Source organism: Aeromonas simiae, from assembly GCF_014892695.1.
Lineage (GTDB): Bacteria > Pseudomonadota > Gammaproteobacteria > Enterobacterales > Aeromonadaceae > Aeromonas > Aeromonas simiae.
The window spans coordinates 2,484,101-2,510,562 of the sequence record NZ_CP040449.1; the positions used below are offsets into that span (position 1 = coordinate 2,484,101).

Below are 26,462 nucleotides of genomic sequence, written 5' to 3' on the forward strand. Positions count from 1 at the left end.
TCTATTCAAAAACCAATTCCACCCGGTCCCGCCCCAGCAGGACTCTCAGGTCATCCATCAGTTGGTCGGTGGGGGTCACCCGCCACTCGGTACCGAGCGTCAATCGTCCCCGAACACCGGGGCGACGGTAGTGTACCTGAACCGGACAGACTCCGGCACGGGCAGGTTCCAAAATCTCGGTAAAACGCTGGAAAAAGCGCTCATCGATCCGGGTTTCATCGATGTAGATACGAATGCCACGGGCAAACCGCTCCCGCGCCTCATCGATGTCCAGCACTTCGCGGGCCGACATTTTAAGGCCACCGGAGAAGTCATCAAAGCTGACCTGTCCCGACACCACCAAAATGCGGTCCTTCTCGAGCAGCGCCTCGTAGCGCTCCAGCGCCTCACTAAACAGGGTGACATCGAGGCGTCCGGATCTGTCGTCCAGAGTCATGATGCCCATCTTGTTGCCGCGCTTGGTGATAATGGTGCGGGCCGCGATCACCAAACCGGCCGCCGTGGTCACCTTGTCCCGGTCGGTCGGATGCAGGTCGCACAAGCGACCCGAGGTGTAACGGCGCAGCTCACCGCTGTACTGGTTGATGGGGTGACCGGTCAGGTAGAGACCCAGGGTCTCACGCTCCCCTTCCAGCCACACCTTGTCCGGCCAGTGCGGCACGTTGGCGAACGCCTTCTTGACGTCGTCGATCTCCTCGGTGAGCACGCCGAACATGTCGACCTGACCCATCGCCTGGGCCTTGGCGTGCTGATCGGCGGCGCGCATCGCCTCTTCCAGAGTCGCCATCAGGGCCGCGCGGTGCGGCCCGAGCCTGTCCATAGCGCCGGAGAGGATCAGTTTTTCCATCACCCGCTTGTTGAGCTTCTTGATGTCGACCCGGTTGCAAAAATCGAACAGATCCCGGAACGGGCCATCTTGGTCACGCGCCTCGAGGATCGCCTCGATGGGGCCTTCCCCCACCCCCTTCACCGCGCCGATGCCATAGACGATGTGACCGTCGTCATTGACGCTGAAGCGATAACGGCCGGTGTTGACGTCCGGCGGTATCACGGTGAGTCCCATGCGGTTGCACTCGTCCACCAGGGTCACGATCTTGTCGGTGTTATCCATATCGGCGGTCATCACCGCCGCCATGAACTCGGCCGGGAAGTGCGCCTTGAGCCACAGTGTCTGGTAGGAGACCAGCGCATAGGCGGCAGAGTGCGACTTGTTAAAGCCGTAACCGGCGAACTTCTCCACCAGATCGAAGATCTTCATCGCCAGCTCGCCGTCGACCCCGTTCTTGACGGCGCCCTCCTCGAAACCGGCGCGCTGCTTGGCCATCTCCTCGGGTTTCTTCTTACCCATGGCCCGGCGCAGCATGTCCGCCCCGCCCAGCGTATAGCCCGCCAGGGTCTGGGCTATCTGCATCACCTGCTCCTGATAGAGGATGATGCCGTAGGTGGGCTCAAGGATGGGTTTGAGGCTCTCGTGCTGCCAGGTGGCGTCCGGGTAGGAGATGGCCTCATTGCCGTGCTTACGGTCGATGAAGTTATCCACCATGCCCGACTGGAGCGGGCCCGGACGGAACAGGGCCACCAGAGCGATCATGTCTTCAAAGCAGTCCGGTTGCAGCCGCTTGATGAGATCCTTCATGCCGCGCGATTCCAACTGGAACACCGCAGTGGTCTCAAAGCGCTTGAGCATGGCAAACGACGGGGCATCGTCGAGCGGAATGGCGGCGATGTCGACCAGTGGCCGCCCCTCGCGCGCCATGCGCGGGTTGATCATCCCGAGCGCCCAATCGATGATGGTCAGGGTACGCAAGCCCAGGAAGTCAAACTTCACCAGACCGGCGTACTCCACGTCGTTCTTGTCGAACTGGGTCACCGGGTGGTGCCCCTCGTCATCGCAATAGAGCGGCGCAAAGTCGGTGATCTTGGTCGGCGCGATCACCACGCCGCCGGCGTGCTTGCCGGCGTTACGCACCACCCCTTCCAGGCGGCGCGCCATGTCGATGAGATCCTTGACCTCTTCGTCCTGCTCATAGAGCTCGGGCAACTTGGGCTCGGCCTCGAACGCCTTGGCCAGGGTCATGCCCGGATCGGGCGGAATGAGCTTGGAGATGCGATCGACAAAGCCATAGGGGTGCCCCAGCACCCTTCCTACGTCCCGAACCACCGCCTTGGCCGCCATGCTACCGAAGGTGATGATCTGCGACACCGCATCGCGGCCGTACATCTCGGCCACGTGCTCGATCACCTGATCGCGCCGATCCATACAGAAGTCGACGTCGAAGTCGGGCATCGAGACCCGTTCGGGGTTGAGGAAACGTTCGAACAGCAGATCGAATTCAAGGGGATCGAGATCGGTGATCTTGAGGGCGTAGGCCACGAGCGACCCCGCCCCTGATCCCCGCCCCGGCCCAACCGGGATGCCGTTGTCTTTGGACCACTGGATAAACTCCATCACGATGAGGAAGTAGCCAGGGAAGCCCATCTGGTTGATCACCTTGAGCTCGATCTCAAGGCGCTCGTCATACTCACCGCGCTTGGCCGCCCGCACGGCCGGATCGGGGAACAGGAAGGCGAGCCGATCCTCCAACCCCTCTTTGGACTTCATCACCAGAAAATCTTCGGTGGTCATCTCTCCGGTCGGGAAGTTGGGCAGGAAGTATTCGCCCAGACGCACCGTGACGTTACAGCGCTTGGCGATCTCCACCGTGTTCTCGATCGCCTCGGGAATGTCGGCAAACAGCTCCAGCATCTCCTGCTGGCTCTTGAAGTACTGCTGCTTGCTGTAGCGCCGTGGCCGGCGCTTGTCGTCCAGGGTGTAGCCGTCGTGGATGGCCACCCGGATCTCGTGGGCGTCGAAGTCCTCCTCGGAGAGGAACACCACTTCGTTGGTGGCCACCACCGGCAGCTCAAATTCGCCAGCCAGCTCCACCGCCATGTGCAGGTAGGCCTCCTCATCGCTGCGCTCGGTGCGCTGCAACTCGAGGTAGTAGGCGTCGGGAAAGTGCTGCTGGTAGAAGGCGAGGCACTGCTCGGTCATCATGCGATTGCCCTTGAGCAGGAACTTGCCCACGTCCCCCTCGCGCGCGCCCGAGAGCACAATCACCCCCTTGGCATGCTCGCTGAGCCAAGCCTTGTCGATGACAGGGTGCCCTTGCACGTGGCCACGCAGATAGCCACGCGAGATGAGCATGGTGATGTTCTGATAACCGTCGTTATCCATGGCGAGCAGGGTGAGGCGAAACTGCTCGTCGCCGAGCTCCTCACTCTGCACCCAGAAATCGGCGCCGACCAGAGGCTTGATCCCCTTGCCGTGGGCCGCGCCGTAAAAGCGCACCAGACCGCACATGTTCATCTGATCGGTCAGGGCCAGGGCCGCCATGTTGTCGGCCGCCGCCGCACCGACCAGAGGGCCGACTTTTTGCAGGCCATCGACCATGGAGAAATCGGAGTGGACGCGCAGGTGTACGAAACGAGGTTCTGCCATGGGGTTACTCCAGTCCCAAGGCGCGGCGCACCGGCTTGAAGCTCTGACGATACTCGGGCAACGGGCCACGGCTGGCCAAAATGGCGAGGTGCTCCGCCGTCGGGTAGCCCTTGTGACGGGCAAAACCGTACTCGGGGTAGCGGGCATCCAGCTCGGTCATCTCGCCATCGCGAGTCACCTTGGCCAGGATCGAGGCGGCACTGATGGCCGGCACCAGGCTATCACCCTTGACCACGGCGCGCGCCTTCATCGGTAAGTCAGGGCAGCGGTTGCCGTCGATAAAGACCAGCTCGGGGGAGATGGCGAGCCCCGCCACGGCGCGCTGCATCGCCAGCATGGTAGCGTGCAGGATATTGAGATCGTCGATCTCTGCCGGGCTAGCCCGGCCGATGGCATACGCCAGCGCCTTCTCTTTGATCTCGTCAAACAGGGCCAGCCGTTTCTTCTCGGAGAGCTTCTTGGAGTCATTGAGCCCGGCGATGGGGCGGCGTGGGTCGAGGATCACCGCGGCGGTGACCACGTCCCCCACCAGGGGGCCGCGACCCACCTCATCCACGCCGGCGACGATCAGGTTGCTCGGGATCTCGATGGTCATGGTTCTACCTTGAGAGAGGGCGCAGCCTGTGCTGCGCCAGAGATTATCGGGCGATCAACGCCAGTACCGCCTCGGCGGCCTGACGATCGGCATTACAACGGATCTGGCGGTGCAGCTCGGTGAAGGTGGTGATGAGCGCACGGTTGTCGTGCTCGAAGAACTTGCTCACCTCCTCCACCAGATTCTCGGGCGTGCATTCGTGCTGAATGAGCTCAGGCACCAGCATGCGACCGGCGAGCAGGTTCGGCAACGAAACAAACTCCGTCTTTACCAACCGTTGAGCCAGCCAGTAGCTGAAAGGCTTGAGCTTATAGCCCACCACCATCGGCTTTTTCACCAGCATGGCCTCAAGCGCGGCGGTGCCGGAGGCGAGCATCACCACATCGGCGGCGATCATCGCCTCACGCCCCTGCCCTTGCAGCAGCACCATGTCGAGCTCCGGCGCCACCTCGGCCTTGATGGCCATGAACTGCTCGCGGCGCCGCTCATTGACCAGCGGCACGATGAAGCCGAGATCCGGATAGCGCACCGTCAGGCGCTTGCACGCCTCGAGAAACAGGGGCGACATGAAGCCCACCTCGGCGCTGCGACTGCCGGGCAGCACTGCCAGCCAGCGCCGCGCCGGATCGATACCGAGCGCAGCGCGCACCGGGGCTTGCTCCGGCGCCAGCGGAATGTCATCCGCCATGGTGTGGCCGACGAAGCGGCAGGGGGCATCGAAGCGGTCGTAGAAGGCCTTCTCGAACGGCAGGAAGGCGAGCACCATGTCGGTGGCGGCCTTGATCTTGTGGATGCGGCCCTGACGCCAGGCCCACACCGAGGGGCTGACATAGTGGACCGTCTTGATCCCGGCGCGGCGCAGTTTGAGCTCCACACCGATGTTGAAATCGGGGGCATCCACACCGACGAAAATATCGGGCGGATTATCGATGAAATGGCGCAGCAGCTGACGACGAACGGACAGAATGCGCGGCAGACGGCCCAGCACTTCGCTGATCCCCATCACCGCCAACTCTTCCATCTCAAACAGCGCCTTGACCCCAAGCGCCTGCATGCGCGGCCCGGCGATCCCTTCGAACTGGGCATCCGGGTAGCGCTGCAGAAGCTCGCGTACCAGGCCGGCCGCGAGGATGTCGCCGGAGACTTCTCCGGCGACGATGCCAATGCGGATCGGCTTAGGCACGGATGATCCCGCGCTCGTTGGCCTTGAGGAAATCCACATAGAGCTGGACGGCCGGCTCGGCCTTGGCCATCTCTTCGAGCACCGGCAGCACCTCTTCGATGGTCTTGCCGGAGCGGTAGATCTCCTTGTAGGCGCGCTTGACCGCCACAATGGCCTCACTGCTGTAACCACGGCGACGCAGCCCTTCGGAGTTGACCCCGAACGGCTTGGCATAGTTGCCGGCGGCCATCACGTAGGGCGGCACATCCTTGTTGAGGGCGGCGCAGCCACCGACGAAGGCGTGGGAGCCGACCCGGCCGAACTGGTGAATGGCAGAGAGGCCACCGAAGATCACGAAATCCCCGATGTGGACGTGACCGGCCAGAGTGGCGTTATTGGCAAAGATACAGTTGTCACCGATGACGCAGTCATGGGCCACATGCACGTTGACCATGAACAGGTTGCCGCTGCCGACCTTGGTCAGGCTCTGATCTTGGGCGGTACCACGGTGGATGGTGCAGTTCTCGCGGATGACGTTGTTGTCACCGATCTCGAGATAGGTGCGCTCACCGGCGTACTTCTTGTCCTGGCAATCCTCACCGATGGAGGTGTGCTGGAAGATCTTGTTGCCGCGACCGATCTTGGTCGGGCCCTTGATCACCACATGGGAACCGACCCAGGTGTGGTCACCGATCGTCACCTCGGCGCCGATGACGGAAAAGGGGCCGATCTCTACCCCTTTGCCGATCACAGCAGACTCATGGACGATGGCGGTGTCGTGAATGATGGCAGTCTGGTCAGTCACAGTTAAATCTCGCGTTTGGCGCACATCAGCTCGGCAGTACAGACCACTTCACCGTCGACGGTGGCGACGCCGGTGAACTTGGCAATACCGCGCCGCTCTTTCAGGAACTCCACATCCAGCACCAGTTGATCACCGGGGCCGACGGGGCGCTTGAAGCGGGCATTGTCGATGGACGCAAAGTAGTAAAGCTCGTTCGGGGAGGGCTTGCCCACCATGGTGAAAGCCAGGATGCCGGTGGCCTGGGCCATGGCTTCGAGGATCAGCACCCCGGGGAACACCGGCTTGGCCGGGAAGTGCCCCTGAAAGATGGGCTCGTTGAACGAGATGTTCTTGATGGCACGCAGGGTCTTGCGCTCTTCGCTGATCACGTAGTCTTCCACGCGATCGATCATCAGGAACGGATAACGGTGCGGCAACAGCCCCATGATTTCCTGGATATCCAGGCGTTTCGCTTCTTGTGTCAAAGGAGTAACCCTATACCAATCGTTTATTGTTCGTCGCTCAGCTTCTTTTCGAGCTTGCTGATCCGTTTGTGCATCTCCTCGATACGCAATACCCGGGCGGCGGTCTTGCGCCACTCTTTGTTGGTTTGCAGGGGGATGCCGGAGGAGTAAATACCGGGCTCGGTGATCGGTCGCATCACCATGGCCATGCCGGTCACGGTGGCCTGATCGCAGATCTCCATGTGCCCGTTGAAGACAGATGCGCCGCCAATGATACAGTATTTGCCGACCTTGAGACTACCGGCCATCACGGTCGACCCCGCCACGGCGGTGCCGTAGCCGATCTCGACGTTGTGGGCGATCTGGCACTGGTTGTCGATGATGACGTTGTCGGCGATGCGGGTGTCTTCCAGCGCACCCCGGTCGATGGTGGTGCAGGCACCGATCTCGACCCGGTTACCGATGGTGACGCCGCCGAGCTGGGGGATCTTGATCCACTCGCCACGCTCGTTGGCATAACCGAAACCATCGGCCCCGATCACTGTGCCGGATTGAACCAGACAGTCGGTGCCCATGGTCACATTGTGATAGAGGGTGACATTGGCCCACAGGCGGGAGCGGTCACCCAACTTGCTGTGCTTGCCGACAAAGCAGCCCGGGCCGATGCGGACATCGTCGCCCAGCACCACGCCGGACTCGATGACCGCATTGGCACCGATGGCAACCCTCTCGCCCAGTTTCACGTCAGCCGCAATGACGGCGCTCGGATGAATGTCCTGCGCCGGTTGCGGCGTGGTGTCCAGCAGCTGGGCCACGCGGGCAAAACCGACATAAGGGTCCTTCAGCACCAGGGCATTGGTGGGGCAAAACGGCAGGTCGGCCTCGGTGATGAGCACCGCGGCGGCCTGGGTCTGCTCCAGGTAATGCCGATACTTCTTGTTAGACAGGAAGGAGATCTCCCCCTCCCCGGCCTTTTCCAGTGTCGCTACCTTGCGAATTTCCAGGTTACCGTCACCGTGGACCTGGGCCCCCAGACGCTGGGCCAACTGTTCGAGAGTGAATGCCATTGAATCAGATGCTCTTACTTGCCGACTTTGGAGATAACCTGGGAGGTGATGTCCATCTTGCTGGAGGAGTACGGAGTCGCGTTGTTCTCCAGGATCAGGTCATAACCACCGTCACGGGCGATTTGGTCGATGGCGCTCTTGACCTGCTTGAGGATCTTGGCGCGCTCTTCGCCTTGGCGACGGGCGTTATCCTGCTCGAAGGATTGACGCTTCTGGTTGAACTCCATCTGCAACTTGGCCAGCTTCTCCTGGTTTTGCTTCTTCTGGTCCTTGCTCATGAAGGCTTCGTCCTTCTGGAACTTCTCGACCAGCTTCTGACCTTCTTGCTCCAGCTTTTGCAGCTCGCGCACGCGCGGTTCGAACTCACGCTTGAGCTGGGCAGAAACCTGCTCGCGCTGCGGCAGACGCTGGAACACTTGCTCCATGTCAACCACGCCGATCTTGGTGTCGGCCATGGCGGAACCCATGCCGGCGGTCATCAGGGCCAGGGTCAAACCAGCAACTTTCACTACTTTCTTCACACTAACTCCTCGTCCCTATATCTGTTTAGGGTGACTGACAAACCACTAGGGGCGGCATGACCGCCTTTGTTATAGGGCGCCTCGCGGCGCCCTGAAGGCTTTCCCTGTTAGAAGGTACGGCCGATGTTGAAGGAGAAGAACTCAGTACTGTCCCCTTCATATTTCTTGAGGGGGCGCGCCAGGGTAAATACCAGCGGTCCCATCGGCGAGAGCCATTGCATCGTCATCCCCGCCGACACCCGGATGTTGGCCGGATCGGAGTAGTCGATGAGATACTGACAGCCGCTCACGCAGCGATCGGCATAGACGTCGTAGTTGAAGGTGGTGTCCCACACCGAGCCGGCGTCCACGAAGAAGCTGGTACGCAGTTGCGGCTGGTAGCTCTCAGAGGCAAACGGCGTCGGCACGATAAATTCAAACGAGGCCACGGTGAGGGCGTTACCCCCGACCGAGCTGGTGGTGCCCATGATGACGTCGTTACCAAAATCGTTGGCACGATAGAGCGCCTTAGGACCGACCGTGTTGCTCTTGAAGCCACGCACCGTGTCGAAACCACCGGCGAAGTAGTTCTCGAAGAACGGCAGGGTGTGGTCGTAATCGCCGTTGCTGCCGTAGCCGTTGCCGTAGGAGGCGCGGAACTTACCGGCCATCACCCACTTGTGCTCGTTATCGATCGGGAAGTAGTGGGCGTCTTCAAAGTTCAGCTTGTAGTACTGCAGATCCATGCCGGGCACGGTGATCTTACCGTTCAGACGCTGACGGTCACCGGAGGTCGGGAACATCCCCTTGTTGAGGGTGGAGCGGGTCCAGCCAGCGGTGAAGTCCACCACGTCAAACTTGACGCGGCCCGAGCTGTCGCTGCTATCGGCGTAGATATCCCAGAACTTCTGGATTTGCAGGTAGGCGTTCACCTGGGAGATCTTGTTCTGCTCGACACCGACGCTGAAGTCGAGGCGGTTGGTCTCGTTGACCGGGAAACCGCTGGAGACGCGCAGACCTATGGTCTCGTTCTCGTAGTCGACAATGTTGGCGTCTTTGGCGCTGAACTTGTTGTAGTAGACCCGGCCGCCCATGCTGACGCCATCCACGGTGAAGTATGGGTCGGTGTAGCTCAGATCAACGTTCTTGGAGTAGTCGTTGGTGCTGGCTGTGATACCGATCTTCTTACCGGTACCCATGAAGTTGTCTTGTTGCAGACCGGCGGTCAGGCTGATGCCCGACTCGGTGCCGTAGCCGATACCGGCGTTGATCGAGCCGGCAGGCTGCTCCTTGACCTTGAAATCGAGATCGACCTGGTCATCGCTGCCCGGTACTCGCTTGGTCTCCACCTCGGCGGTCTCAAAATAACCGAGGCGGTTGAGACGGGTCTTAGACTGCTCGACGTTGTCGGAAGAGAGCCAAGTGCCCTCCATCTGACGCATCTCACGGCGCAGCACCTCATCTTTGGTGGTCACGTTACCGGTGAAGTTGATGTTGCGCACATAGACACGCGGGCCCGGCTCGATGTTGACGATGAGCTCGACCTCTTTGGTCTGGTCATTGATCTGCGGGAAGGTGGCCACCTTGGGGTAGGCATAGCCGTAACGGCCGAGGAACTTGGAGAGCACCTCTTCGGTGTGGGTCACCTGACTGGCGGAGTAAGTACTGCCCGACTCGATGGGGATCAGCGCCTGCATCTCACCACCGCGACCAATCAAATCCCCCTTGAGCTGGATACCGGCGATCTTGTACTGCTCCCCTTCCTTGATGTTGAGGGTGACATAGACCCCCTTCTTGTCCGGGGTCATGGAGACCTGGGTCGACTCCTGCTGGAAGCGGATGTAACCGCGATCCATGTAGTAAGAGCGCAGGGCCTCGATGTCACCGGCCAGCTTCTGCTTCTGGTAACGCTGGTCGCCGGTGAAGTTCCACCAAGGCACATCATCCTTCAGCGAGAGCTGGCTGAGCAGCTTCTCTTCTGGGAACACCTGGTTGCCGACGATGTTGATCTGCTGGATCTTGGCCGCCTGCCCTTCGACGAAGGTGAGCTTGAGATCGACCCGGTTGCGCGGCAGCGGGGTGACAATGGCCTTGACCTTGGCGGAGTACTTACCCACACCGTAGTAGAAATCTTCCAGCCCCTTCTCGAGGGAGCTCAGCATGGTACGGTCGAGCGGCTCACCAACGCGGATGCCGGAGGACTCCAGCGTCTGGGTCAGCTGCTCCTCCTTGATGTCCTTGTTGCCGGAAAACTCGATGCTGGCGATGGTCGGGCGCTCCTTGACCTGCACCATCAGCACATTGCCATCGCGATAGAGTTGCACATCCTCGAAGTTACCGGTGGCATACAGGCGCTTGATGGCGCCAGCCAGCGAAACCGAGTCAACCTGATCACCGACCCGGATCGGCAGGTTCAACAGGGCGGCACCCAGGGTCACCCGTTGCAGCCCGTCCACCTGGATATCCTGCACGGTAAAGGTGGAAGGGGCAGCCTGAACGGTCAGAGAGGCGCCCAACAGGCAGCTCAACACCAATGCATTTTTCACGGCCATTTTGTTCTTATGTGTCCTTGTTGATGCCCGCCACTCAGAGGCGGGTGAAATCATTAAACAGCGCAATTCCCATCAGGAATACCAGAACGGCTGCACCAATCTTGAAACCGATCTCCTGGGTCCGCTCGGACACAGGGCGCCCCCGTACCGCCTCGATCAGGAAGTAGACCAGATGTCCACCGTCCAGCACCGGCAGGGGGAACAGATTGATGATCCCCAGGTTGACACTGATGAGCGCCAGGAAACCCAGAAAATAGACCAGGCCGTAGTCGGCACTGCTACCGGCTCCCTTGGCAATCGAAATCGGGCCGCTCAGATTGTCGAGGGAAACGATGCCACCGATCAACTTGCCAATCATGTTGAACGTCAGGCCGATCAGATCCCAGGTTTTGAGCGCGCCATGCCACAGGGCCTGCAGAGGGCCATACTGTAGCAGAATTCGATATTCATCCGGTAATGGAACCACCTTGGGCGCCACGCCGACATAACCGCTGGTGACACCTTTAGTCGTCCGGCTCTGTGGCACCAAGGTCAGTGGCAAGATAGCGTCCCCGCGCTGCACCTCAAGCACCAGACTCTGGCCGGGCGCCGACTGCACCACACGGGCAAACTCCTCCCAGTGGGTGATGGTCTGATCGCCGATACGCAGCAGCTTATCGCCAGCCTGCAGGCCAGCCTGCTCGGCCGCCCCCTTGGGCACCACCATGGCTACCTCAGGCAGCACCTGGGCCCCGAGCGGAATGATACCGAGGCTGGTGACTGGCGACTCCTTGTCCGGATCAAAGCGCCAGCCGGCAATCGACAGCTCGCGGCTCACCGCATACTGGGTCTCTTTTTGCTGCACCTGCAAGGTGAGGCTCGACTCCCCCATGCGCTCAAGCAGGGCATAGGTCACCCCCTCCCAGTCACGGGTTGCGGTCTCCCCCACCCCGACAATCTCCATACCGGGCTCAAGACGAGCCTCGGCGGCGATGGAGCCGGGTCGCACCTCGCCGACCACCGGCTTGACCGAGGGCACGCCGATCATGAACATCAGCCAGAAGGCAAACAGGGCAAAGATGAAGTTGGCAAACGGGCCGGCAGCCACGATGGCCATGCGGGCCCAGACGCTCTTGTGATTGAAGGCCAAGCGCTCCTCACCGGGCTGCAACTCGTCGACCCGGCCATCGAGCATCTTCACGTAACCGCCGAGCGGGATCATGGCCACCACATATTCGGTACCATCCTTGCCAAGTCGGCGCCAAATGGCCCGGCCAAAGCCGATGGAGAAACGCTCCACCTTCACGCCACAGCGCCGCGCCACCCAGAAGTGGCCAAACTCATGCACTGCGACCAAAATGCCCAGCGCGATGATGAAGGCGCCAATATTCCAGAGTACTCCGCCCATTATTCCTCCAGCCATTGTTGCGTCTGTCGTCTGACCCGGTCATCCAGATCCCGCAACGCCGCCAGATCGCTCACCACCTCGCCCCCAAAGCGGCTACAGGCGCGCTCGACCAGACCGGCGATGGCCATGTAGCCAAGGCCGCCTTGCAGGAAGGCCGCAACCGCCACCTCATTGGCCGCATTCAGCGCCGTGGTGGCCGCCTGTCCGGCGGCGCAGGCCTCGATGGCCAGCCGCAGGCAGGGGTAACGCCGGTCGTCGGGACGAATGAAACTGAACTCTCCGACACTGAAAAAGTCCAGAGGTTCCACGCCGGAGACGATCCGCTGCGGATAGCCCATGGCGTGGGCGATCGGCGTGCACATGTCGGGATTGCCGAGCTGGGCCAGCACCGAGCCATCCTTGTACTGCACCATGGAGTGGATCACCGACTGAGGATGGATGATCACTTGGATCTGTTCGGGTGCGGCATTGAACAGCCAGCGCGCCTCGATGTACTCGAGCCCCTTGTTCATCATGGTGGCCGAGTCAACCGAGATCTTCGGCCCCATCGACCAGTTGGGGTGGGCGATCGCCTCCTCGGGGGTCACTGCCGCCAGCGTTTCAATATCGCGATAGCGGAAAGGGCCACCCGAGCCGGTCAGCAGGATCTTGCTGACCCCGGCGGCGGCGAGATCGCAAAAACCGAGGTTACCCTGCACCTCGGCCGGCAGGCTCTGAAAGATGGCGTTGTGCTCGCTGTCGATGGGCAGCAAGGTCGCACCGTGCTCACGCACCGCTTCCATGAACAGCGCCCCCGACATCACCAGTGACTCCTTGTTGGCCAGCAGTACCCGCTTGCCGGCACGCACCGCCGCCAGGGTGGCCGGCAAGCCAGCCGCGCCGACGATGGCCGCCATCACGCTGTCGGCATCGGGGTGAGCCGCCACTTCACACAAAGCATCGGTGCCGGACAAGACCCGAGTGGAGCAACCATGAGCCCGCAGGCGACCAGAGAGTTCACCGGCGGCCAGTTCGTCCACCATGACCGCAAAGCGGGGGGAGAACTCGAGGCAGTCCCGCAGCATCGTATCGACACTGCGCGCCGCGGTGAGCGCCAGCAGTTGCCAGCGCCCCGGGTGTTGACGCACCACCTTGAGGGTACTCTGGCCGATGGAGCCGGAAGCGCCCAAGATCACCAGGTTTTCCATGATCACTCCTAGGAGAGCAGCAGGTAACTGAGCAGGAACACCGGCAGTGCTGCGGTCAAGCTATCGATACGATCGAGGATACCGCCGTGGCCTGGCAGCAGAGCCCCCGAGTCCTTGAGGCCGGCCTCACGCTTGAACATGCTCTCGCTGAGATCGCCGAGGATAGAGGCCAGCACCGCCAGCAGGGAGCTGGCCAGCACAATCAGCGTGGTGTGGCCATCGGCTCCCTGATACCAGGTCACCCCCACGGCCAGCAGGCTGGCACACAGCAGACCACCAAACATCCCCTCTCTGGTCTTGCCCGGGCTGACCGCAGGCGCCAGCTTGTGCTTACCAAACGCCTTGCCAAAGAAATAGGCGCCGGAGTCGGCGGCCCACACCAATGCCATCACAAACAGCAGGATCCAGGCGCCAGTGCTGCTGTCGTGCCAGATCTCGACGCTACGCAGGGAGAGCATGGCCCAGAAGAAGGGGATCAGGGTGGCGGCACCAAACAGGGTCTTGAGCCAGACAGAACTGCGCCATAGAACGGCACTGGCCGGGTAACGCACCACCAGCAGCAAGGCCAGCAGCCACCAAGAGCCGGAGAGATAGAGGGTCGCATTAGGCAGGGCGGCCAACGCCGGCCCCCACAACTGTTCAACCGGTTGCCACCAGAGCGTGCCACCTAGCAGCAGACAGAGCAGCAGCGAGACAGGGTAACGCCATCGGGCGCCGACAAAAGCCCCCCACTCCAGCGAGCCGAGCAGGAAGACACCGGCGACCAGCAGGGCAAACCACTTGATGGGCAGAAAGAAGAGCGCCCCGAAGACCAGGGGAATTAACAGTAGGGCAGTGATGATACGTTGTTTTAGCAAGAGAGTTCCTCTTCGGGGAGCGGTTACTTGGTCTGTCGTTCAGCAATCAGCGTACGGATCTGCTCGCCGGTACAACCAAAACGCCGCTCGCGGCTGACGAAGGAGGCGATGGCCTCGCTGAAGTGCTGTTCGTCAAAATCGGGCCACAGCACGGGGGTGAAATAGAGTTCGGCGTAGGCCATCTGCCAGAGCAGGAAATTGCTGATGCGATGATCGCCACCGGTACGGATCAGCAGATCCACCGGCGGCAGATCGGCCATGCAGACATAATCGGAAAACGTAGACTCGGTGATCTGGTCGCTGCGCAGGTGGCCGGCAGCCACCTCGTCAGCCAATCGCCGGGCCGCCTGCACTATGTCCCACTGACCGCCATAGTTGGCGGCGATATTGAGGGTCATGCCCGCATTGTTGGCGGTGAGCGCCTCGGCCTTGGCAATCTTCTCCTGCAGCCGTTCGCTGAAACGGGAGATATCACCAATCACCCGCAACCGGATGCCGTTCTGATGAAGCTTGTCGACCTCACGGCCAAGCACCATCATGAACAGCTCCATCAGGGCACTGACTTCCCCTTCCGGGCGACGCCAGTTCTCACTGGAGAAGGCAAACAGAGTCAGCGCCTCCATCCCAGCCCGAGCGGAAAACGAGACAGCCTCGCGTACCGACTTGACCCCGGCCTTGTGCCCCTGCACACGGATCTTGCCGCGTTGCTGGGCCCAGCGCCCGTTACCATCCATGATGATGGCCACGTGGCGGGGTAGACTCTGGTTGGCGGTCTCACCGACGACGGCCGAAAGCGACATGCATATCTCCCACAAACAGAAAAGCGCCGCACAGGGGGCTGTACGGCGCTCGTAATATACCTGTCGGAGCCTTAGATTTCCATCAGCTCCTTTTCCTTCGCGGCCAAGGCTTCATCCACCAGCTTGACGTAGGTATCGGTCAGCTTCTGGATATCGTCCTGAGCGCGACGGTCGTCATCCTCGGAGATCTCTTTATCTTTGAGCAGTGCCTTGAGGTCGGCATTGGCATCACGACGGATGTTACGCACGGCCACACGGGCGTTCTCTGCTTCAGCGCGAACGACCTTGGTCAGGTCACGGCGACGCTCTTCGGTCAGCGGCGGCAGCGGAATGCGCATCGTGGTGCCGGCAGTGGCCGGGTTCAGGCCCAGATCGGAGCTCATGATGGCCTTCTCAACTGCCTGGATCATGGTGCGATCGAACACGGTCAGCGCCAGAGTACGGGAGTCTTCGGCGACCACGTTAGCCAACTGCTTGAGCGGCGTGGCAGAGCCATAATACTCAACCTGGATACCATCGAGCAGGCTCGGGTGAGCACGGCCGGTACGGATCTTGGACATCTGGGTCTTGAGCGCTTCCACACTTTTGTTCATGCGCTCTTTGGCATCGTTCTTAATCTCGTTGATCACGGTGGTATTTCCTTGTAATGCGTGGGCAGTGGATCCGACGTTGTTACTTGCCGAGATGGTGGATCAAGGTACCTTCCGGCTCACCCATCAACACACGGCGCAGGGCCCCCGGTTTGTTCATGTTGAACACGCGGATCGGCAGATCGTGGTCACGGGCCAGGGTGAAGGCCGCGAGATCCATAACCTTGAGCTCCTTGTCGAGCACCTCGTCGTAGCTCAGCTCATGATACATCACCGCATCCGGATTCTTAACCGGATCATCACTGTAGACACCATCGACCTTGGTGGCCTTGAGCACAACGTCGGCTTCGATCTCGATGCCGCGCAGGCAAGCTGCTGAGTCGGTGGTGAAGAAAGGGTTGCCAGTACCGGCAGAGAAAATGACGACCTTACCGGCGCGCAGATGGCTGATCGCCTCGGCCCAGGTATAGGAGTCGCAGATCCCCTGCAAGGAGATGGCAGACATCAGACGGGCATTCACATAAGCACGATGCAGGGCATCACGCATGGCCAAGCCGTTCATCACGGTCGCCAACATACCCATGTGGTCGCCCACCACGCGGTTCATTCCCGCCTTGGCGAGGCCGGCACCACGGAACAGGTTGCCGCCACCGATGACCAGACCGACCTGAACCCCCAGCTCGACCAGCTCCTTGATCTCTTGCGCCATACGATCCAGGACGGCCGGATCGATGCCGAAACCCTCTGCGCCCTGCAGGGCTTCACCGCTCAACTTAAGAAGAACACGTCTGTATGCTGGCTTGGGATTGGTACTCATGAGACTGATTCCTGGTCATATAAAGACCGCGACATCAGTCGCGGTCCGGGGAACGGTAAAACCGGTTCAATTAGGCCTTTTGAGCGGCAGCGATCTGGGCAGCCACTTCGGCGGCGAAGTCGGTTTCCTGCTTCTCGATGCCTTCGCCTACTTCGTAGCGGGTGAAGGAGACGACGTCAGCGCCTTCTTTCTTCAGCAGCTCGGCAACGGTCATGGAAGGATCCTTCACGAACGGCTGACCAGTCAGGGAAACCTCACCGGTGAACTTCTTCATGCGGCCTTCAACCATCTTCTCGGCGATCTCTTTCGGCTTGCCGGAGTTGATGGCGATGTCGATCTGGATTTCGCGCTCTTTGGCGACCACTTCGGCAGACACGTCTTCCGGCTTAACGAATTGCGGGCTGTTGGCCGCAACGTGCATGGCCAGATCTTTGGCCAGCTCGTCGGTACCACCGGCCAGCTTGGTGATAACACCGATGCGGGAGCCGTGAACGTAGGTGCCCAGGTTGTCACCTTCCACCAGCACCACGCGGCGCAGGTTCATGTTCTCACCGATCTTGGCGATCAGGTTGGTGATGGTCAGCTCAACGCTCTCACCGTTACCGAAGTCGGCGGCCTTCAGGGCGTCAACATCAGCAATCTTCTGGGTTGCAGCGATCTCAGCGATCTTCTGACCCATGGCCAGGAAGCTGGCATCTTTGGAAACGAAGTCAGTTTCGCAGTTCAGCTCGATCAGAACGGCAACGTTGCCTTCGGTGCGGGCGAAGATAACGCCTTCGGCGGCGATACGGCCAGCCTTCTTGGCAGCCTTAGCCTGGCCGGATTTACGCATGTTTTCGATCGCCAGCTCGATATCACCAGCGGCCTCTTCCAGCGCTTTTTTGCAATCCATCATGCCAGCGGCAGTGCGCTCGCGCAGTTCTTTTACCAGGGCGGCAGAAATGTTTGCCATGTCCAGTATCCTCGGTCTCGAATTAACAAGAAACAGGGGCCATCAAGGGCCCCTGCCAACCAATGTTTCAGCTTGGTCAATAAAAGGGCTTTACAGACCTTATTTATTACTCAGCTTCAACGAAGCCATCTTTCTCGGCTTGAACAACGATGTCCTGCTCGCGGGCTTCCAGCACGGTGTCGGCAGCAGCGTTCAGGTACAGTTGTACGGCGCGGATGGCGTCGTCGTTACCCGGGATGATGTAGTCAATGCCATCCGGGTTGGAGTTGGTATCAACGACAGAAATTACCGGGATACCCAGGTTGTTGGCTTCCTTGATGGCGATGTGCTCGTGCTCGGCATCGATCACGAACAGTGCGTCAGGCAGGCCGCCCATGTCCTTGATACCGCCCAGGCTCTTCTCCAGCTTTTCCATTTCGCGAGTACGCATCAGCGCCTCTTTCTTGGTCAGCTTGTCGAAGGTACCGTCTTGGCTCTGGGTCTCCAGATCCTTCAGACGCTTGATGGACTGACGAACGGTCTTCCAGTTGGTCAGCATGCCGCCCAGCCAGCGATGGTTCACATAGAACTGATCGCAACGGGAAGCAGCTTCCTTGACGGCTTCAGAGGCAGCACGCTTGGTACCGACGAACAGAACCTTGCCCTTCTTGGCAGCAGTGGAGCTCAGGAAGTTCATGGCATCGTCGAACATCGGAACGGTCTTTTCCAGGTTCACGATGTGAACGCCGTTACGAGCACCGAAGATGTAAGACTTCATCTTGGGGTTCCAGTAACGGGTTTGGTGACCGAAGTGGACGCCGGCTTGCAGCATGTCGCGCATAGAAACTTTAGCCATTTTATACCTCTATTGGGGTTAGGCCTCCACACATCCCATGTAACCGACCCGCAAGGGGCACCCCGGCACAGGTGTCGATGTGTGTGTGTTGTTTAGGTTAGGGTGGAAAACCCGGGACAGACCCAGGTTCGGCGCGCTTTATACCATAGTCACGGATGAAACACCACCTTGGCATGGTACCGTCAGGGGCACGACTGAACCATGATGAGCGCCCTCCGTGGCGCCGTGATGACAATCACACTGGAACTTGAGGGGGGGTTGCGGGTAAAATTTTGAACCTGTTGCAAACGCAAACCGTTTTCAGTTGCCCCGCCTGGCGTGTCGCCCGGCATGAGAAGGGCACCAAGAGAGAAGCCATGACTGTCCAGATCAAGACCCCCGAAGAGATAGAAAAGATGCGCGTTGCCGGCCGCCTGGCCGCCGAGGTGCTCGAGATGATCGCCCCCCATATCAAGGCCGGCGTCACCACCGATGAGCTCAATACCCTGTGCCACGACCACATCGTCAACGTGCAGCAGGCCATTCCGGCCCCGCTCAACTATCACGGTTTTCCCAAGTCGATCTGCACCTCGGTCAACGACGTCATCTGTCATGGCATCCCCAATCATAAGAAGCTGCGCGAAGGGGATATCGTCAACCTCGACATCACCGTCATCAAGGATGACTATCACGGCGATACCTCGGCCATGTTCATCGTCGGCCAGACCACCCCGCTGCGCCACCAGCTGTGCAAGGTGACTCAGGAGAGCCTCTACGCCGCCATTCGCCAGGTGCGCCCCGGCATGTGCATCACCGAGATCGGCGCCATCATCCAGCCCATCGCCGAGAAGGCCGGCTTCTCCGTGGTGCGTGACTACTGCGGTCACGGCATTGGTAAAGAGTTCCACGAAGAGCCGCAGATCCTGCATTATCGCAACAGCGCCAAGCTCGAGCTCAAGCCCGGCATGTGTTTCACCATCGAGCCGATGGTCAACACCAAGAAGCACCACTGCAAGATCAATCCGAAGGATGGCTGGACCGTGACCACCAAGGATGGCGGTGACTCGGCCCAGTGGGAACACACCCTGCTGGTGACCGAGGATGGCTGCGAGGTGCTGACCCTGCGCAATGACGAAACCCTCGAGCGCATCATCAAGCACGCCTGATATCATGCAGACCCCGGCCACGCCGGGGTCTTTCACTTAAGCGAGACCCCATGGACGATCTCTCCCTGCTCCCCTCCTGCGCCCAACCTCTCGAACGTGAAGCCTATCGCAGTGCACTGCATCTATTTTCAGAACGCCTGGCCGAACGTTTTCGCCAAGGCGAGCCGGTCACCCAGTTGGTGGCGGAGCGCTCACGCTTCATGGATGCCCTGCTGACCCAACTGTGGCAACAGTTCGGTTTCGACAAGGTGGCGGGGCTGACCCTGATCGCCGTCGGCGGGTATGGGCGTGGCGAGCTGCACCCCCACTCTGATATCGACTTGCTGCTGCTCTACCAAGAAAAGCCGGACGAAGTGCTGGGGCTGCGTATTGGCGACTTCATCGCACTCTTGTGGGATCTGCGCCTCGAGGTGGGCCAGTCGGTGCGCAGCATCGCCGAGTGTGTCGCCCAAGGAGAGCGTGACATCACGGTGGCCACCAACCTCATCGAGGCGCGCTACATCACCGGCCATGAGCCGGGCTTTGTCGCCCTGCAAGCCGCCACCGCCCCCTCGCTGTTCTGGCCGAGCGAGGCCTTCTTCGAGGCCAAACGCCAAGAGCAGATCGACCGCCACCGTCAGTTCCAGGGCACCGCCTACAAGCTTGAGCCGGACATCAAGAGCAATCCGGGGGGCATGCGCGATATCCAGACCCTGGCCTGGGTCGCCCGCCGTCATTTTGGTGCCACCTCGCTGGCTGAGATGAGCAGCCAGGGCTTTCTCAACCAGGCCGAGTACCAAGAGCTGCAAGATTGCCAGACCTTCCTGTGGCAGGTGCGCTTCGCCCTGCATCTGGCCATCAACCGGGGGGACAACCGCCTGTTGTTCGACAGGCAGCGCACCGTGGCCGAGATCCTCGGTTTCACCGGCGAGGGTAACGGCCCGGTCGAGCAGATGATGAAGCGCTTCTACCAGACGGTGCGCCGAGTAGCCGAGCTCAATGAGATGCTGCTGCAACTGTTTGACGAGGCCATCCTCGGCAACAGCGCCATGGACGTGCGCCGCATCAGCGACGAGTTCCAGCTACGGGGTCGCCTCATCGATGCGGTCGAGCCCGACCTGTTCGGCCGTGAGCCAGCGGCCATCTTGCGTCTTTTCTACCAGATAGCCCAGCACCCCAATGTGACCGGCATCCATTCGGCCACCTTGCGCCAGCTGCGCGAGGCTCGGCGCAAGCTCGGCTGCTGGTTGCAGGACATTCCCGAGTGCCGCCGCCTGTTCATCGCCCTGCTGCGCCACCCAGGCGGCATTGGATTGCCGCTGACCCTGATGCACAAATACGGCATCCTGGCGGCCTACCTGCCCCAGTGGCACCTCATCGTCGGCCAGATGCAGTTCGACATGTTCCACGCCTACACGGTGGATGAGCACACCCATCGCCTGTTCAAGCACTTCCACTTCTTCACCGATCCGGCCAGCCGCAAGCCCCACCCGCTCTGCCACGAGCTGTTCAACCAGTTGCGCAAGCCCGAGCTCTTGTTCGTGGCCGCCCTGTTTCACGACATCGCCAAGGGTCGCAAGGGGGATCACTCCGAACTCGGCGCCGTCGATGCCCTAGAGTTCTGCCAGCTGCACGGCTTTGATCGCTACGAGAGCCGGCTGGTCGCCTGGCTGGTGCGCCACCACCTATTGATGTCAGTGACCGCCCAGCGCCGCGATATCTATGATCCGGACGTCATCACCGACTTTGCCCAGAAGGTGCGCGACGAGTTGCACCTTGAGCTGCTCTGCTGCCTCACCGTGGCCGACATCTGTGCCACCAACGACACCCTGTGGAACGACTGGAAAGGCACCCTGCTGCGCGAGCTGTTCTTCGCCACTCAAAAGGCGCTACGCCAAGGGCTCGAGAACCCGCCCGACATGCGCCTCAAGATCCGCGAGAACCAGCGCCAGGCTCGCCAACTGCTGGGGCAGCAGCAGGCCAGCGACGAGGCAGTAACCCTGCTGTGGAGCGACTTCAAGGCTGACTATTTCCTGCGCCACACTCCGGAGCAGATCGCCTGGCACACCCGTCACATCCTGGCTCATGCTGATCCTTCCGTACCGCTGGTACTGGTGGGCAAGCACCCCAGCCGCGGCGGCAGCGAGCTGTTCATCTATTGCCGCGACATGCCCAACCTGTTTGCCACCGTGGCCTCGGCATTGGATCAAAAGAACCTCAACATCCATGATGCCCAGATTATGAGCTCACGCACCGGTTTCGTGCTCGATACCTTCATCGTGCTCGAACCCAATGGCCAACCCATCAGCCCCAACCGCATCGCCACCATCAAGGGGGCGTTGGAGAAGGCGCTGGAGGCACCGGGCAAGCTGGTGCTGCGCAGCAAACCCCTTTCGCGCCGCCATCGCCAGTTCAATGTCCCGACCCGGGTCACCTTTTTGCCCCACAAGGGCGAGGTGCGCCACACCTTAGTCGAGCTGATCGCCCTCGATGCGCCCGGCCTGCTGGCGCGCATCGGTGCCGTCTTCCAGCAGTGCGGACTGGCGCTGCACGCCGCCAAGATCACCACTATCGGCGAGCGGGTGGAGGACTTTTTCAGCCTCACCACCCTGGAGGGGGAGCCACTGAACTTAGCGCAGCAGCGCCAGTTGGAGGAGCGGCTGATCCAGCAACTGGCCGAGCTGACCGAGGGGTAAATGCAACAACCGGCAGCCCATCTGCTAAGCGGTAGTCACTTAGGTTGTGCTCTCAAGGTGTGCATATTTCAGGCGCGGCAATTTTAAGCCATGCTCTGGGCCTCTACAGAGGCCCATTTACGTGACGTTGAAGTGAATCCATGCGGTGTTTTTGGAAAGGTGGGGCTCTATCATGTGTTGAGCCCATTTTTTAACCACGTTAGGAGCGCAGCCTAGCGCGCCCCCCTACCACGGGTTACGTTCGCAGCATCAAGGCACACGGCCCGCAGACAACTTTTCCCAAAGGTAGGGACGATGGCTGAACCCGGCGGCAAAGTGTGATACAACAAGCAGAATTTTTTGAAAGGGAACTGACATGACCGAGTTGCAACAGATCATCGAAGCCGCCTTCGAGCGCCGCGATACCATCACTCCTGGCAGCGTGGATGCCGAAACCAAGTCTGCCATCTTGCAGGCCATTGAACTGCTCGATAAGGGCCAGGCCCGTGTGGCCGAGAAGATCGCCGGCGAGTGGGTAGTGCACCAGTGGCTGAAAAAGGCCGTGCTGCTCTACTTCCGCATCAATGACAACGCCATCATCAAAGGCGACGATGCCCAGTATTATGACAAGGTGCCGCTCAAGTTCTCCGGTTACAGCAGCGACGAGTTCAAGGCTGCCGGCGTGCGTGTTGTTCCCCCTGCCACCGCTCGCAAAGGCTCCTTCATCGCCCCCAATACCGTGTTGATGCCCTCCTACGTCAACATCGGCGCCTTTGTTGATGAAGGCACCATGGTCGACACCTGGGCCACTGTGGGCTCCTGCGCTCAGATCGGCAAGAACGTCCACCTCTCTGGCGGCGTCGGCATCGGCGGCGTGCTGGAGCCGCTGCAGGCCAACCCGACCATCATCGAGGATAACTGCTTCATCGGCGCCCGCTCCGAAGTGGTAGAAGGGGTCATCGTCGAGGAAGGCTCCGTTATCTCCATGGGCGTCTTCATCGGCCAGTCCACCCGTATCTATGACCGCGAAACTGGTGAAATCCATTACGGCCGTGTGCCGGCGGGCTCGGTCGTGGTCTCTGGCTCCCTGCCCTCCAAGTGTGGCAAGTACAGCCTCTACGCCGCAGTCATCGTCAAGAAGGTCGATGCCAAGACCCGCGCCAAGGTGGGTATCAACGCTCTGCTGCGCTCCATCGACGAGTGATGCAACCGGGTATGCAAAGGGCGCCACAAGGCGCCCTTTTTCATGCCTGTATCATGGTCGCTACCTTGAGTTAAGATGAGTGCGCAAGGAATGTTCTCAGCCGAGGAAGAGCGATGTACGACAATCTCAAGAGCTTAGGGATCCAAGACCCCGACACGATCGAAAGCTACACCCTGCGCCAAGAAGCCAACCACGACATTCTCAAGATCTATTTCAAGAAGCAGAAGGGCGAGTTCTTCGCCAAGAGCGTCAAGTTCAAATACCCGCGCCAGCGCAAGACCATATTGATCGACTCAGGCACCCACGAGTACAAGGATGTCACCGAGATCAACGCCAACCTCAAGTACGTGGTCGACGAGCTGGACAGCCTGACCCAGGGCGCTCACCCTCCCCAAATCAACCCGGATATCAAACAGAAGATCCTGGCCGATCTGCGCCACCTCGAGAAGGTCGTGCAAAACAAGATCCGCGAGATAGAGCAAGATCTGGAGAAACTCTGAGGCGGCCCATGGCTCCTCAACAGAGCCGCTTAGCTCAGCGCAAAAACAGAAAAGGGAGGCCATTGGCCTCCCTTTCATCATTCAATCTGGGATCAGTTGTTCTTGATCCAGATGTCCATGTCCGTCTTCAGGTTGTCAGACTTGGTACCGAAGATGGCCTGAACACCGGAGCCAGCCACGACCACACCGGCCGCCCCCAGCTTCTTCAGACCAGCCTGGTCAACCTTGGCCACATCCTTCACACCTACACGCAGGCGGGTGATGCAGGCATCCAGGGAGGTGATGTTCTCTTTACCACCAAAGGCAGCCACCAGAGAGGCAGACATTTCGTCCTTGCCTTGATTTACCGCAACCTCGGCAGTTTCGTCTTCACGGCCAGGCGTCTTCAGGTTCAGTGCGCGAATAACGAAGCTGAACACGACGTAGTAGATGGCAGCGTAAACCAGACCCAGACCAACCAGCAGCAGCATCTTATCGGCACGCGGCGATTGCACCACGAAGTCGATGAAGCCGTTGGAGAAGGTGTGACCATGCACAATACCCAGGGTGTTGGTCAGCACATAGGCCAGACCAGCCAGTACGGCATGAATGGCGTACAGCACCGGGGCGATGAACAGGAAGGAGAACTCAATCGGCTCGGTGATACCGGTCAGGAAAGAGGTCAGGGCTGCAGAGGCCATGATACCCACGATCTTGGCACGGTTTTCCGGCTTGGCAGCATGAGCGATAGCAAATGCAGCGGCAGGCAGACCGAACATCTTGAACAGGTAGCCACCGGCCAGCTGACCGAAGCCATTGCCCGCAGCGCGGGAAGCATCGTCAGCAGTCAGGAAGCAGGTCATGATACCGTGGACGGTTTCACCCGCACCGTTGACGCAGGTACCGGCCTGATAGAAGAACGGTACGTTCCAGATGTGGTGCAGACCAAACGGGATCAGGGAGCGCTCAACCACGCCGTAGATACCGAAAGCCAGTACCGGGTTCTGGTTAGCAGCCCAGTCGGAGAAGGCACCGATAGCGGCGCCGACCGGCGGCCAAATCACGGACAGGATGACACCCAGACCGATGGAGAGGAAACCGGTGATGATGGGTACGGCACGCTTGCCGGCGAAGAAGCCCAGATACTCAGGCAGCTGGATCTTGTAGAAACGATTGAAGGCCCACGCGGCGATACCACCGGCCAGGATACCACCCAGCACACCGGTTTCGATGCTTTCAACGCCCATCACAGGCGCCATTACCTTCAGGGTGGCGATCATGATGCCGTAGCCAACGATGGCAGACAGACCGGATACGCCGTCGTTATTGGTAAAGCCCAGAGCCACACCCACTGCAAACAGCAGCGCCATCTGGCCAAAGACGGAACCACCGGCTTGCTCCATCAGCTGGGAGACAATTTCCGGCAACCAGCTGAAGTGGGCCGCACCCACCCCCAGCAAAATACCTGCAACCGGCAGGACCGATACGGGCAGCATCAGCGCCTTACCGACCTTTTGCAGATTGGAGAATGCATTTTTCAACATTGTGTGCTCCTGATTTAGATAAAATCCCTTATAGGAATTCATATGAGACCAGCTGTGATTCAACCGGTTGCAATACGAGCGATTCGGTCTTCATGCTGGGCTAATTCTATTGGCCAGGCTAAATATAACTTCTTGAAGACAAACTTTCTGTACTTTATATGAATGAAAGAATGAATTTGGAGGGGAGATCACAGGAATTAACTAAGCAGATAAATATATAAAAATAAAGCTAATAACGTCCAAAATAACTATATCAAAGCTGCACAACAAGATTAGTCACAAACTGTATTGCCGTAGCACCAAAACAATGCAAAAGGTAACAAAGTGTAACTTTGGTGAGAATAAAAAAAACCCCTGCCAAAGCAGGAGTCTTTTCATCAAACGATGGAATGCTTATTTCTGTGAACGCTTGATTGCGTCGACGAACGTTTGTTTGGCTCTGGTTGAACCGGCACGTTGCGCCTCCTCCACCAGCTTCATCGCCTTCTCTATGTTACCGTCCTGCACCGCTTTCTCGATCTGAGCCTGATAGAAGGTCTCGGTCTCGCTCAGCATGGCGGGGGCCGGCTGCGGGCGAGTGGCGGCCGCCACGGTGGTGCCACTAGCAACGGCGGCAGTCGTCGTCACCGAAGGTTGAACCCCCTGGCTTAAGGCTATCTTATCGCTGTATTCGGTCTTAAAGACATTATCCAACCCTTGTTCCTTGGCGCGATCTTTTACATCCACCGCGAGCACCCCCCAGGCGGAGTGGGGAATAACGGGATCGGGAATATCCGGCTCCTGGTTACCGTTCGCACGGGCAAACGCCTTGGCCGGATGCAGTACTGTCGTCGCCCCGGAGAGTTCGGCTGCTGGCGTATAAATCACCATATAAGCTTCTTGCTTTACGGCATTACGGCTCACATAGATGGTGCCTTCAATGCGATCGTTGTCCATCAGGTGGGCCGGTTGGTAGGTAAACACCGACTTACCGAGCACCCGGGTCACTTCATGGTTACTATCGAGCATCAACACTTGGGGTACCAGCACACTCTTGCCGACCTGGGCCGCTACTTTGATGATCAGATCCCCCGTGTTCTCTGGCAGACGGTAGGCACCGAGGTAGCTCATCCCCTCCTCGAAGCGAAACGCCTGGGAGGCGCCATCTATAGTCAGCACCGAGCTACCTTCGGGCAAGGGCTGGTACTTAAGCTCGGCCAGCGAGGCGCAGCAGCTCTGTACCGCAGCCAGTGACTGCTTGGCGGATTGGCTCTGATCCAGGGCTCCGGCATACTCCTGCAGCGGTACGCCTATGTTCACACAACCAGACAAAGCGACAGCCACTAAGGCCGCCAAGGATCCGTTTACCAACTTCATCCCTACTCCCTATCGAATCATCAGAGGAAACAAAACTGCCCCCATTAGGG

Annotated in this window: 22 protein-coding genes; 4 read left to right on the forward strand and 18 right to left on the reverse strand. The window is 59.8% G+C overall.

Annotated features, from left to right (window positions below; translation table 11 throughout):
* Position 1: 1 nt before the first annotated feature.
* The 16 genes from dnaE to rpsB form a co-directional block, all read right to left on the reverse strand.
* Positions 2–3,481: a DNA polymerase III subunit alpha gene (dnaE, locus tag FE240_RS11655; protein WP_193001115.1), complete on the reverse strand. Its 3,480-nt coding sequence runs from the start codon at positions 3,479–3,481 to the stop codon at positions 2–4.
* 4 nt (positions 3,482–3,485) lie between these two features.
* Positions 3,486–4,076, reverse strand: coding sequence for a ribonuclease HII (gene rnhB, locus FE240_RS11660; protein WP_193001117.1), 591 nt, complete (start codon positions 4,074–4,076; stop codon positions 3,486–3,488).
* Positions 4,077–4,119: 43 nt separating this feature from the next.
* Positions 4,120–5,259 (reverse strand): lipid-A-disaccharide synthase, encoded by a 1,140-nt coding sequence (lpxB, locus tag FE240_RS11665; RefSeq protein ID WP_193001119.1) that lies wholly within the window; start codon positions 5,257–5,259, stop codon positions 4,120–4,122.
* The gene (gene lpxA / locus FE240_RS11670; RefSeq protein ID WP_084214820.1) at positions 5,252–6,043 is read right to left on the reverse strand and encodes an acyl-ACP--UDP-N-acetylglucosamine O-acyltransferase; all 792 of its coding nucleotides are present in this window, start codon (positions 6,041–6,043) and stop codon (positions 5,252–5,254) included. Before lpxA ends, lpxB begins: the two co-directional genes overlap by 8 nt.
* A gap of 2 nt (positions 6,044–6,045) precedes the next feature.
* On the reverse strand, positions 6,046–6,507 hold the full coding sequence (gene fabZ, locus FE240_RS11675) for a 3-hydroxyacyl-ACP dehydratase FabZ (RefSeq protein WP_042048122.1): 462 nt from the start codon (positions 6,505–6,507) through the stop codon (positions 6,046–6,048).
* Positions 6,508–6,530: 23 nt separating this feature from the next.
* Entirely contained in the window at positions 6,531–7,553 is a 1,023-nt protein-coding gene (lpxD, locus tag FE240_RS11680; RefSeq protein ID WP_193001121.1) for a UDP-3-O-(3-hydroxymyristoyl)glucosamine N-acyltransferase, read from the reverse strand.
* 14 nt (positions 7,554–7,567) lie between these two features.
* Positions 7,568–8,074 (reverse strand): OmpH family outer membrane protein, encoded by a 507-nt coding sequence (locus FE240_RS11685; protein ID WP_042048120.1) that lies wholly within the window; start codon positions 8,072–8,074, stop codon positions 7,568–7,570.
* A 107-nt stretch (positions 8,075–8,181) separates the two neighbouring features.
* Positions 8,182–10,605: an outer membrane protein assembly factor BamA gene (bamA, locus tag FE240_RS11690; RefSeq protein WP_193001123.1), complete on the reverse strand. Its 2,424-nt coding sequence runs from the start codon at positions 10,603–10,605 to the stop codon at positions 8,182–8,184.
* A gap of 34 nt (positions 10,606–10,639) precedes the next feature.
* Positions 10,640–11,992 carry a sigma E protease regulator RseP gene (rseP, locus tag FE240_RS11695; RefSeq protein WP_193001125.1) on the reverse strand — a complete coding sequence of 451 codons (1,353 nt, stop codon included), beginning with the start codon at positions 11,990–11,992 and terminating at the stop codon, positions 10,640–10,642.
* A complete protein-coding gene (ispC, locus tag FE240_RS11700) occupies positions 11,992–13,179 on the reverse strand; it encodes a 1-deoxy-D-xylulose-5-phosphate reductoisomerase (RefSeq protein ID WP_193001126.1) in 1,188 nt (395 codons plus the stop codon). Before ispC ends, rseP begins: the two co-directional genes overlap by 1 nt.
* Positions 13,180–13,187: 8 nt before the next feature.
* Positions 13,188–14,036: a phosphatidate cytidylyltransferase gene (locus tag FE240_RS11705; RefSeq protein WP_193001127.1), complete on the reverse strand. Its 849-nt coding sequence runs from the start codon at positions 14,034–14,036 to the stop codon at positions 13,188–13,190.
* Positions 14,037–14,059: 23 nt separating this feature from the next.
* Positions 14,060–14,836 carry a polyprenyl diphosphate synthase gene (gene uppS / locus FE240_RS11710; RefSeq protein WP_042048115.1) on the reverse strand — a complete coding sequence of 259 codons (777 nt, stop codon included), beginning with the start codon at positions 14,834–14,836 and terminating at the stop codon, positions 14,060–14,062.
* A 71-nt stretch (positions 14,837–14,907) separates the two neighbouring features.
* The gene (gene frr / locus FE240_RS11715; protein WP_042048113.1) at positions 14,908–15,465 is read right to left on the reverse strand and encodes a ribosome recycling factor; all 558 of its coding nucleotides are present in this window, start codon (positions 15,463–15,465) and stop codon (positions 14,908–14,910) included.
* 43 nt (positions 15,466–15,508) lie between these two features.
* A complete protein-coding gene (gene pyrH / locus FE240_RS11720; RefSeq protein ID WP_042048112.1) occupies positions 15,509–16,243 on the reverse strand; it encodes a UMP kinase in 735 nt (244 codons plus the stop codon).
* A 70-nt stretch (positions 16,244–16,313) separates the two neighbouring features.
* A complete protein-coding gene (tsf, locus tag FE240_RS11725; RefSeq protein ID WP_193001128.1) occupies positions 16,314–17,195 on the reverse strand; it encodes a translation elongation factor Ts in 882 nt (293 codons plus the stop codon).
* Positions 17,196–17,301: 106 nt separating this feature from the next.
* Entirely contained in the window at positions 17,302–18,030 is a 729-nt protein-coding gene (gene rpsB / locus FE240_RS11730; RefSeq protein ID WP_042048110.1) for a 30S ribosomal protein S2, read from the reverse strand.
* Positions 18,031–18,386: 356 nt separating this feature from the next.
* Between rpsB and map the strand changes: the two genes are divergently transcribed.
* The 4 genes from map to FE240_RS11750 all read left to right on the forward strand — a co-directional run bounded on the left by map (position 18,387) and on the right by FE240_RS11750 (position 23,533).
* Positions 18,387–19,175: a type I methionyl aminopeptidase gene (gene map / locus FE240_RS11735; RefSeq protein ID WP_042048109.1), complete on the forward strand. Its 789-nt coding sequence runs from the start codon at positions 18,387–18,389 to the stop codon at positions 19,173–19,175.
* Positions 19,176–19,225: 50 nt separating this feature from the next.
* Positions 19,226–21,850: a bifunctional uridylyltransferase/uridylyl-removing protein GlnD gene (glnD, locus tag FE240_RS11740; protein WP_193001129.1), complete on the forward strand. Its 2,625-nt coding sequence runs from the start codon at positions 19,226–19,228 to the stop codon at positions 21,848–21,850.
* Positions 21,851–22,205: 355 nt separating this feature from the next.
* Entirely contained in the window at positions 22,206–23,033 is an 828-nt protein-coding gene (gene dapD / locus FE240_RS11745) for a 2,3,4,5-tetrahydropyridine-2,6-dicarboxylate N-succinyltransferase (RefSeq protein ID WP_193001130.1), read from the forward strand.
* 113 nt (positions 23,034–23,146) lie between these two features.
* Complete coding sequence (locus FE240_RS11750) at positions 23,147–23,533, forward strand: DUF3461 family protein (RefSeq protein WP_193001131.1); 387 nt, start codon at positions 23,147–23,149, stop codon at positions 23,531–23,533.
* A gap of 92 nt (positions 23,534–23,625) precedes the next feature.
* Here the strand turns inward: FE240_RS11750 and ptsG are convergent, their stop codons facing one another.
* A complete protein-coding gene (ptsG, locus tag FE240_RS11755; RefSeq protein WP_193001132.1) occupies positions 23,626–25,056 on the reverse strand; it encodes a PTS glucose transporter subunit IIBC in 1,431 nt (476 codons plus the stop codon).
* Between the two features lie 393 nt (positions 25,057–25,449).
* On the reverse strand, positions 25,450–26,412 hold the full coding sequence (locus FE240_RS11760) for a MalM family protein (RefSeq protein ID WP_193001133.1): 963 nt from the start codon (positions 26,410–26,412) through the stop codon (positions 25,450–25,452).
* Positions 26,413–26,462: the final 50 nt, after the last annotated feature.